The sequence below is a fragment of the Longimicrobium sp. genome, assembly GCF_048594345.1.
GTDB lineage: Bacteria > Gemmatimonadota > Gemmatimonadetes > Longimicrobiales > Longimicrobiaceae > Longimicrobium.
The window spans coordinates 1-8,957 of sequence record NZ_JBMDXM010000115.1; the positions used below are offsets into that span (position 1 = coordinate 1).

Here is an 8,957-nt window from a genome sequence, read left to right on the forward strand (position 1 = left end):
CATCACACCATCACACCATCACACCATCACACCATCACACCATCACACCATCACACCATCACACCATCACACCATCACACCATCACACCATCACACCATCACACCATCACACCATCACACAATCACACCATCACACACGACGGGCCGGCCCCCACGCAGAGAGCCGGCCCGTCGCCATCATCCATCCTCCCCGCGGACTACTCGCGCGGCGGGTCGCCGGGCTGGTAGGGAAGCTGGTTCATCAGGTAGCGCACCACGCCGTCGATCTTGGACGTGCGCAGGCGGTCGGTGCGAAAGGAGACCACCGCGTACGGGCCGTGGCGGTGCACCTCGACCACGACGGTGCCTTCGCCGCCCGTGTAGGTGCGGGAATGATGGTCTTCACGGGTCAGCGACACCTCGCCGCGCGTGGAAAGGACCAGCTCCACGCGCTCCCAGATCTCGCGCGCCGAAAGGGCAGTCATCCGCTCGTAGTCCGACATCAGCTCTCCACCTTCGCGATTGCGTATTCCCCGCGGGACGCCAGCGCCCCGGATCAATCCTCGCCCAGCACCGCCGCGCGCAGTTCCGCGAACGGCCGCGCGCCCACCAGCCAGCGCGCCTCGTCTCCCGTGCCCATCACCAGCGTCGGCACCCCTTCCACGCCGGCCCGCAGCGCCGCGTCCCGCTCCCCCGCCACCCGGCCGGCAAACGTGTCCACGTCCAGCACCACCTTGAGCTCCGACGCGTCCAGCCCCAGCCCCGCGCCGATCTCCACCAGCACGTCGATGCGGCCGATGTCGCGTCCCTCCGCAAAGTGCGCGGCGAACAGCGCTTCCCGCATCGCCGGCCCCACGCCCTTGAGGGCCGCGAACGCCGCCGCCTCGTGCGCCTTGCGCGTCCGCACCGGCGCCGGGGCGCGCAACGCGATCCCCAGCTCGACGGCGAGCGGACGCAGTGTGGGAATCCAGTCGCCCGTGTCCCACAAAGGAAGAGGAGCGGGTGCGGGATACAGCTCCCACGCCAGGTGCGTCGTCTCCACCTCGCCGGCGGCCTGCATGCGCCGCAGCGCCGCCTCCGTCACGTACGAGAACGGGCAGGCAAAGTCCGAGAACACCACCACCGGAACCGCCACCATGCCTGTGCCCGCCGGTTGAACGCCGCCTCGTGGAAAGCGCGCGCAAAATGCCCCCCGCGCCCGGCCTTCGCAAGGCTTCCGCCCGGGGACCCCGGCCGAAGAAAACCAGACGGACCGGCGGGAGGCTTGGGGAAGCGCACCTATCCAGTCCAAAGCGCCCGCGCACCGTTTTCCCGAAGACCGACCAGCCGGAAAAATGTCACATCTGTACCAGAAACCCGAAAGAGTTGACAAACGGGACGAAGGGGATCACCCTATTACTGGCATAAAGAGAATGCCAATCGGTGACACCGGTGTCGCAAAGTGTGGCGTGGAAAGGACAAATCTCGCGTCGTAGCTACCGGGCTCGGATCGCATAAATCATTGTACGAATGCATGGTGGCGTAAAATGAATGAATCGGCGCATTATTTGCAAAAAGTCGCTTCAGGCCGGCCGCCGCGGCTGGCACGCTGGCGCCCCGGCGCACGCAGCTCCCGCTCGTGGCCCACGTAGCCGGGCATCCTCGTCTTTCCGCTTTCCCTACTCCCATGCCTCCGCACGCACACCGCTTACGCGGAAGTCCCCGTCACATCCGGGAGATCCTCCCGTGACCGCCGGCACGGTCAAGGCGACGGCGGCGGACGGGCGCAGGCTGTGGTGGACGCAGCCGGTGGTGTCGTTCTATCCGCTGTGGCTGGCGCTGTTCGCCGCGCTGGGCGCGGCCACGTGGCTGGGGCTGGGAGAGCGCCGCGGTCCGCCGTCGCCCGCCGTCCCCGCGCCCACCGACCTGGCCGCGTTCCTTGCCTGGGGCGTGCCGGTGGAAATGGAAGAGAACGACGACGTCATCAACGTGACGCCGCGCGTAAGCGTCGATCCCCGCGGCGGCTTTCTGGTCGCCGATGAGCGCGAGGGCCAGGTTCGGCTGTACCGCCCCGACGGCGCGCTTGCGCGGGTGATCGGACGCAAGGGAAGCGGGCCCGGTGAGTTCCGCAGCCTGTCCGCCGCCCACCGGCTGCCCGACGGCCGCATCGCCGCGGTCGAGATGGGCGGCAGGGTATCGGTCTTCGACAGCGCGGGCGCAAAGCTTCTGCACGTAAAGCAGGCGCCGGTGGCGCCCCTGTATTCCGCCGAGGTGCTGGACGCCCGCCACCTGCTTTTCACCGGCCGGCGCATTGGCACGGGGGGGACGGCGCTGGTGCACGTGTACAACGTGGAGACGGGCGCCGTTACCCGCAGCTTCATGGGGATCCCCCGCCACCCGCCGGAAATGGCCGGCGGCTACGCCTTTGCCGGCACCGCCTCCGCCGTGGCGCGGGGCGACACGGTGGCGGCGGTCTTCGCCCTCTCCGACAGCATCTACCTGTTCGATTCCACGGGAAGGGACCTGGGCCGCATCGCCATTCCCTTTGAGCGGTTCCGGCGCCTCGACCAGCCCATGCCCACCTCCGGCGGCACGCTGGAGGCGTTCCGTGGGTGGAGCGAGACGTTCTCGGCCATCTCGCAGCTGTACTGGCTGCACGACGGGTCCATGGTGGTGCAGTACTACGACATGAAGGGCGTGGAGCCCCAGTGGCGGCTGCTGCACATGGACCGCGCGGGCCAGCGCCGGTTCGAGGGGATCGACACGCCCCGGCTGCTCGCGGCGGGCGGCGCCGGGGACGAGCTGGTGTTCGTCCATCCGGCCGCGGACGCGCCCAACGTGTGGGTGCCGGCCCGGCTCAAGCCATGATCCGGGCGGCCGCGGTCGCGCTGGGGGTGGCCTGCGCCGCCTGCGGAACGCCGTGGAGTGCGGCCGCGGAGCCGCTGGCGGTGGGCGACGCCGCCCCAGCCGGCTGGTCGGCGGATGCGGGCACGGCGGACGACGCGCTGCTGGTGGTGTGGGCGCTGCGCAGCGCCGACGTGGTGACCTGCGCCACCGCCGCACGGGAGATCCGCCACGTGCAGCGCGCGTACGCGGGCCGGGTGCGGGCGATGGCGCTCACCAGCGGGCGCGACTCGGCGCTGGTGGGCTCGTTCTTTCGCGCGGAGCGGCTGGCCAGGCTTTCGCGCCGGCACCTGGACGAGCACGCGTTTCAGGCGGAGACAGGCGGGGAAACCGCCCCGACGGTATACGTGGTGCGCGACGGTGTGGTGGTGGCCCGGCTGCGGGCAGACCGCCAGACGCTGCTTGCCGGCCGGGGCGCGGACCGGCTGGAGTTCGTTCTTGCCGCGCTGCTGGCGCAGGCCTGAGGGCTGGCCCCGGCGTATCATCTCATCCCCTTCATGGAAAGGAAACCTCCGATGATCCGACTTCCCTCCTTCTCGCGCCGGCAGGTCGTGGTGGCGGCGCTGGTGGCGCTTCCCGTGGCGGTGGCGGGCGCCGCCCGGGCCGGACACACCCAGGAGAACTACGATGGCGGCCTGTGGCGCAGCAACACCGGGAGCGTGTGGTGCGGCGGCGCGTGCAACCGGTCCATCAACCAGGTCTGCTGCGTCATCACGGTCCAGCCGCAGTAAGCGGCGGCCAGCGCCCGGCCCTTCGCGGGGCCGGGCGCGCCAGTCCCCTCAACGAAAGGACATCGATGCGCACCCTTTCCTTACGCCGGGCGGTGATGGTGGCAGCGCTGGCACCGCTGGCCGCCTGCGGCGCCGATGAGCCGCGGAGCGCATCCGCGCCAACCGCCGCACAGGAGCAGGCCTCGGCGCCGCCGACGGTGACCGCGGTGGTGCAGCCGCAGCAGCTCACCCTTACGCCCATGGGGGCCGGCGACCGGCCGGTGGGCCCCGTGCAGGAGGTCACGGTCCAGCCGGTGGTCGCGGGCGAGCGCCTGGACCTGCAGCCGGTCACGCGGTAGCCGCGCACCGGGGCGGCCGCCCCGCCCCACCGGACGCCCGCCGGATTCGCGCGTACCCTGCAGGTGCGCGCGGAACCGGCGCTTCCTTTTCCCTACCGTCGTCCCGATCCATGTCCGAACCCACGCCTCCTTCCCCCGCTCCCGCTCCGCCCGCCGGGCCGGACCCTTCGTGCCCGCTGTGCGGTCAATCCGCTCCCTCGGAATCCCTGCACGAACGCGCGGCACGGCTCATCGCGCGCCAGGAAGAGGTGCTGCAGAAGCTGGAGAACCCGCGGCCCAGGCGCTGGTGGGAGCTTATGCCGGTGGTGGTGGGGGCGCTGGGGCTGGTGTTCACCATCCTCTACCAGACCAACGAGGTGCTGGATCGGCGGGCGGAGCGGGAGCGCACGGAGGAGGCGCGGCGCCTGGAGCTGATGTCGAAGTTCTTTCCCCACCTGGTGGGCACCGACTCGGCGGCGCAGCGGGGCGCGGTGCTGGCGCTGGACCTGCTGGCCGATTCCACCCTGGCCGCCGCGGCGGTGCTGGTGGCACCCAGCCGCGCGGCCGCGACCGCCCTTCACGAGGTGCGGATGAACCCCATCTCGGTGGATGACGCGGGCTACGTCAGCAGCGTAATGCGGCGCCTGCCGCCGCTGACCCCCGTCGTCTACCCGGGCACGGTGGGCCCCGCCGATACGGCCGCGGCGCCCTGACGCGGCGGCGCGTCAGTCCGGCGGCGCGTTCCCTGGCGCGAACACCAGCACGTGGCCGTCCCACGTCATGTACAGCCGCCCGGCCAGCCGCTCCACGGTCCGCGTGCGCGTCGTCTCCACCCGCGGCACCAGGGTGAGCACGTGCGTGCGGGTGGCGTCCGTTTCCCGCGCGGTGTAGCCGCCTTCTTCGTGGTGCGGGGGCGGCGGCCCGCCGGCGGTGCCCGGGCCGTTGCGAAAGTTCAGGTCCAGCGTGTACCTCCCCAGCCCGGCGCTGTCTTCCGTGGCCTGCAGCCGAAGCACGCCGTGCACCACCATCCGCGCGGGAGCGGCCGATTCCAGCGCCACCGGCAGCGCGGCGCCGTCCATCCGCACCAGCGTCCACACACCGGCCGGCGCGGGCGGCGTAATGCCGGCCTCACGGTCCTCGTCCCTGTCCAGCTGCAGCTGCCAGCCCAGGGAGAGGAACGGCCCGCTCAGGTCCAGCGACCGCGGCCACGACGAGGGGAGCGCGTCCGCGTCGTCCGTGGGCGTCCACTTGACGCTGTGAAAGTTGCGGAAGCGGTATCCTCCCTCCACGAACAGCCCTTCCGCGAACGTCTCCTCCAGGTACACCCCGCCGGAGAGCACCACTTCGAACGCGTTCCCCTGCACGTCCCACGGCTGGCCGGAGGGGCCGTACGCCTGCGCGTTCCACAGTTCCACCAGCCCAAAGCCCAGGCCCAGGTAGCGGCTCAGCGGCTCGCGTTCCCAGGTGGTGTACAGCGACACGGTTGGCAGGGCGCGCAGCGACGCGCGCAGGTCCAGGCTGGGCTCCGTCGCCTGGTAGCCGCGCAGGTAGCTGGCGCCCAGCCCCAGCTCGTAGCTCACGTCCTCGCCGGACCTGAGGTTGATGAGCACCTCCGTGCCGCCGCCGTGCAGCATCCCCCCGTGGGTCGTCACCTCGTCCGAAAAGGGGACCAGCCCGCCCTGATAGAAGATGGTGACGGCGCTCACCTCGTCGAACAATCCCTCCACCAGCCCCAGCCCGCCCTGGGCGCGTGCGGGGGCGGACACCAGCGCCAGCGCCCCCGCGGCAAGGCAGGCGGTGCGGATGTGGTTCGATCGCATGGGATCAGGATCGTTGGATGGGGACGATACGGATCAGCGGAAGCAGCGCAGCGGAACGTCCAGCGGCGGATAGGTGCCGGAGAAGGAGAAGTGCCACCACTCTTTCTCGTAGTTCGAGAAGCCTTCCGCACGCATGGCGTCTACCAGGATGCGGCGGTTCTCGGCGATGCGGCCGGTGGCGTTGGCCGTGTGCGCCGCCTCGCTGAAGGTGTCGTACGCCGTCCCCATCTCCACCTCGCGCCCGTCCGACAGGCGCACCAGGGTCAGGTCCACCGTGCCGCCGCGGTTGTGGCCGCTCTGGCGGGCCACGTACCCCTGCTCCAGCACCCACTCGTTGTCCGTGCGCTCCGCCCAGTCCACCATCCCCAGCGTCGCGCGAACCGGGCGGTAGCCGTCGAACACCTTCAATCCGTACCCCCGTTCGCGCAGCGCCTGGTGCACGCGCACCAGCGCCCGCGCCGCCTCCGGCCGCAGCATGGCCAGCGGCCGCTCGTACCCCGGCAGCACCGCGCCGGTAAAGTTGTTCACCGTCGCGTAGCGCACGTCCGTCCGGACCGTCCGGTCCAGCGACTGCACGTTCACCAGCGTCCCGGGCGCGACGCTGCACTCGCCACCTGCCGGTGTGGCATCCACGGGCGCGGCGGTGGGCGCGCCGGCCGTCCGTGCGGGCGCGGCGGACGCGCACGCGCCCAGCAGCAGCGCCAGCGTGGCGGCGAGCGCCCGCGGGCGCGGGGAGCTAAAAGTCATAGCGGGCTCCGTCCTCTCCCAGCCGCATGTCCGCGTAGATCGTCCGCGCTTCGGTGAGATCTTCGTCCGTCACGAAGGGGGGCAGGTGGACGAGCACCATCCGCCCCGCGCCCGCGTCCCGCGCCACCTCCGCCGCCTGCACGTACGTGGTGTGGCCGCCCAGTTCCACCCCGGTCGCCTCGTGCACCAGCAGGTCCGCGCCGCGCGCCATCTCCGTGATCTCCGGCGACTTGGCCGTGTCGCACGAGTACGCGCACACGCCGGACCCCCGCGCGTCCTCCACGCGGATGCCGATCACGGGAACGCCGTGGACCCCCGGCGCCGCGGTAATGCGCCAGCGCTCGTTGCTCAGCACCGGCGCGCCCGGCTCCAGGCGCACTTCGTTCCACTGGATCTCGGGGACGCCTTCCCAGCCGCTGGTGTTGAAGGCTTCCCACACCTTGCGGGCCTGGTCCAGCGCGGGGCGGATTCCGTAGACGGGGATGGGATGGCGGCGGCCGATCAGCCAGATCTTCTCCATGAACAGCGCAAAGCCGCTCACGTGGTCCGGGTGCTCGTGCGTCACGATGAACGCCTCGATCCCCGACGGATCCACCCCGGACGCCATCAGCCGCTGGATCACGTCGCCCCCGCAGTCCACGACCACGCTGTGCCCGCCGCTTTCAAACGCCAGCATGGTGGTGGTGCGTTCCGGGCCGCTGACCCCCGCGCCCGTGCCCAACAGGTGTACGACGGGCATGTGCCTGGCCCCCTCCGTTGCGCGTTCATCTGCCACAGGACTTCGCTACGCAGACAGAATGCGCGGACGGCGGTGGATGCGGCAAGGCGGGGGGCGTAGCGGGAGCGGCTGAAGCCGCCGCAACAAAAGCGGAAAGCCCCGCAAACTACGCGGGGCTTCCACTGCAAAAGGAGAACGGCGTTGCGATCCGCGGGGCCCCCTCACCCGGTCCCTTTGCCGCAACCGCCCGGCGAGAGAAAATCCGCTCCCGCTTCGATTTTGTTCGGAGCACACTGCACCCCCGGCGCACAACCCCCTCCCCCGAAGTTGGCGGAGGGGTCGACCGCCGTTGCGAGGAACGAGCAAAAGGCCGGTCGGGGGAGAGGGCCCGCGGCAACGCGCCCGTGTCCGCGCAGGCGGACTTCGTGATGTTCCAGCCGCGGTTTCAACCGCCAAAGACGAAGCCAGCCGACGACGACCCGGCTGCGCGCAGGTGCCTGGACGTTGCCGAGACGCCCTCAGCTTTCTCCCTTCTTCTCCGCCTCGTCCACCAGCTGGTTGCAGCCGTGGTCGGGGTTGCGGCGCGAGCTGGCAAAGTCGCGCAGGTAGTCGCGGATCACGTTCTCCTCCAGGCTTTCCGGCGAAGGACGGTTCACGCGAAAGCTGGCCGCCATCCCTTCGTAGCGGGTGGAGTCTTCCTTGCTTGAGGCATTGTACGCGCTGTCGCGGTACGCCGTCTCGTGCGCGTGCAGGTCGGCAAAGGTGGCGTACACCTGCGCGAACTTGTGCGGCGCGCTTACCAGCGCCGGCACGGAGCCGCTGGCCTGGCTTTGCGACAGCAGGCTGTCGAGCGTGGCCAGGCGCGTGCGTGCGTGAATGCTCAGCGCCTCGGCGATGCAGGCGTCCAGGCCGGCCTGGCGGCGGGCCTGCTGCTGCTCCGGCGTGAGCCCGCGGTCGCCGCAGGCGGCAAGCAGCACGGCGAGCGTGGCGGCAAGACCGAGAATTCTGTACATGGGGCGGATGACGGTTGGCGTTGCGGACATTGAACGGTTCAGGCGGGAAGCGCGTCGGGAAACAGCGTGCGCTCCACCAGCTCGCAGATCAGGTGGATGAGGGTGATGTGCCCTTCCTGGATGCGCTCGGTAGCCTGCGCGGGCACCACCAGGCGCTCCGCGCAGATCTCCCCCAGCCGGCCGCCGTCGCGGCCGGTGAGCGCCACCGTAAGGGCGCCGCGCGCGTTGGCGGCCTCGGCGGCCAGCAGCACGTTGGGCGAGTTGCCGCTGGTGCTGATGGACACCAGCACGTCGCCCGGGCGCACCATCGACTCCACCTGCCGGCTGAACGCCGTGGCAAAGTCGTAGTCGTTGGCCCAGCAGGTGAGCGTGGGCCCGTCCATCAGGTGGTGCGCCGGCAGGCCGGGGCGCTCGCGCTTGTACCGCGCCACCAGCTCCTCCACCAGGTGCATGGCGTCGCACGCCGAGCCGCCGTTGCCGCACGCGTACAGCCGCTTTCCCTCGCGGAACGCGCCGGCGATCCGCGTCGCCACGCGCAGCACGTCGGGCGCCAGGTCGCGCAGCGCCAGCTTCACGCGCGCCGACTCGTCCAGCGCGCCGTGGATCAGGGCGATCGGGTCGGCGAGGGTCATGCGTTCCAGGCTTCGGGCGATACCGTCGGATGCCGAGGCGGGGAATCTAGCGCGAAACCGCGAAAGTGCGAGAGTGCGGAGGATGGGTACGAAGTACGGGGTACGGAGAGCGGGATT

The 8,957-nt window shown here is 70.7% G+C and carries 12 protein-coding genes; 5 read left to right on the top strand and 7 right to left on the bottom strand.

Going from position 1 to position 8,957, the window contains the following annotated elements; translation table 11 throughout:
- Positions 1 to 197: 197 nt before the first annotated feature.
- Both ACOJUJ_RS12475 and ACOJUJ_RS12480 read right to left on the bottom strand, forming a co-directional pair.
- The gene (locus ACOJUJ_RS12475; RefSeq protein WP_420127208.1) at positions 198 to 482 is read right to left on the bottom strand and encodes a hypothetical protein; all 285 of its coding nucleotides are present in this window, start codon (positions 480 to 482) and stop codon (positions 198 to 200) included.
- A 53-nt stretch (positions 483 to 535) separates the two neighbouring features.
- Positions 536 to 1,117, bottom strand: coding sequence for a DsbA family oxidoreductase (locus tag ACOJUJ_RS12480; RefSeq protein WP_420127209.1), 582 nt, complete (start codon positions 1,115 to 1,117; stop codon positions 536 to 538).
- 587 nt (positions 1,118 to 1,704) lie between these two features.
- Here ACOJUJ_RS12480 and ACOJUJ_RS12485 point away from each other — a divergent pair.
- The 5 genes from ACOJUJ_RS12485 to ACOJUJ_RS12505 all read left to right on the top strand — a co-directional run bounded on the left by ACOJUJ_RS12485 (position 1,705) and on the right by ACOJUJ_RS12505 (position 4,623).
- Positions 1,705 to 2,826 carry a hypothetical protein gene (locus ACOJUJ_RS12485; RefSeq protein ID WP_420127210.1) on the top strand — a complete coding sequence of 374 codons (1,122 nt, stop codon included), beginning with the start codon at positions 1,705 to 1,707 and terminating at the stop codon, positions 2,824 to 2,826.
- A complete protein-coding gene (locus tag ACOJUJ_RS12490; protein WP_420127211.1) occupies positions 2,823 to 3,326 on the top strand; it encodes a hypothetical protein in 504 nt (167 codons plus the stop codon). The genes ACOJUJ_RS12485 and ACOJUJ_RS12490 overlap by 4 nt, the downstream gene beginning before the upstream one ends.
- A gap of 51 nt (positions 3,327 to 3,377) precedes the next feature.
- Positions 3,378 to 3,593 carry a hypothetical protein gene (locus ACOJUJ_RS12495; RefSeq protein ID WP_420127212.1) on the top strand — a complete coding sequence of 72 codons (216 nt, stop codon included), beginning with the start codon at positions 3,378 to 3,380 and terminating at the stop codon, positions 3,591 to 3,593.
- A gap of 65 nt (positions 3,594 to 3,658) precedes the next feature.
- Positions 3,659 to 3,931, top strand: coding sequence for a hypothetical protein (locus ACOJUJ_RS12500; protein WP_420127213.1), 273 nt, complete (start codon positions 3,659 to 3,661; stop codon positions 3,929 to 3,931).
- 248 nt (positions 3,932 to 4,179) lie between these two features.
- A complete protein-coding gene (locus ACOJUJ_RS12505) occupies positions 4,180 to 4,623 on the top strand; it encodes a hypothetical protein (protein ID WP_420127214.1) in 444 nt (147 codons plus the stop codon).
- 12 nt (positions 4,624 to 4,635) lie between these two features.
- Here ACOJUJ_RS12505 and ACOJUJ_RS12510 read toward each other — a convergent pair whose 3' ends face one another.
- From ACOJUJ_RS12510 to ACOJUJ_RS12530, 5 genes are all read right to left on the bottom strand, one after another.
- The gene (locus ACOJUJ_RS12510) at positions 4,636 to 5,730 is read right to left on the bottom strand and encodes a hypothetical protein (RefSeq protein ID WP_420127215.1); all 1,095 of its coding nucleotides are present in this window, start codon (positions 5,728 to 5,730) and stop codon (positions 4,636 to 4,638) included.
- A 33-nt stretch (positions 5,731 to 5,763) separates the two neighbouring features.
- Complete coding sequence (locus ACOJUJ_RS12515; RefSeq protein ID WP_420127216.1) at positions 5,764 to 6,477, bottom strand: M15 family metallopeptidase; 714 nt, start codon at positions 6,475 to 6,477, stop codon at positions 5,764 to 5,766.
- Positions 6,467 to 7,216: an MBL fold metallo-hydrolase gene (locus tag ACOJUJ_RS12520; protein ID WP_420127217.1), complete on the bottom strand. Its 750-nt coding sequence runs from the start codon at positions 7,214 to 7,216 to the stop codon at positions 6,467 to 6,469. The genes ACOJUJ_RS12515 and ACOJUJ_RS12520 overlap by 11 nt, the downstream gene beginning before the upstream one ends.
- 497 nt (positions 7,217 to 7,713) lie before the next feature.
- The gene (locus tag ACOJUJ_RS12525; protein WP_420127218.1) at positions 7,714 to 8,208 is read right to left on the bottom strand and encodes a hypothetical protein; all 495 of its coding nucleotides are present in this window, start codon (positions 8,206 to 8,208) and stop codon (positions 7,714 to 7,716) included.
- Between the two features lie 38 nt (positions 8,209 to 8,246).
- Positions 8,247 to 8,840: a D-sedoheptulose-7-phosphate isomerase gene (locus tag ACOJUJ_RS12530; protein ID WP_420127219.1), complete on the bottom strand. Its 594-nt coding sequence runs from the start codon at positions 8,838 to 8,840 to the stop codon at positions 8,247 to 8,249.
- Positions 8,841 to 8,957: the final 117 nt, after the last annotated feature.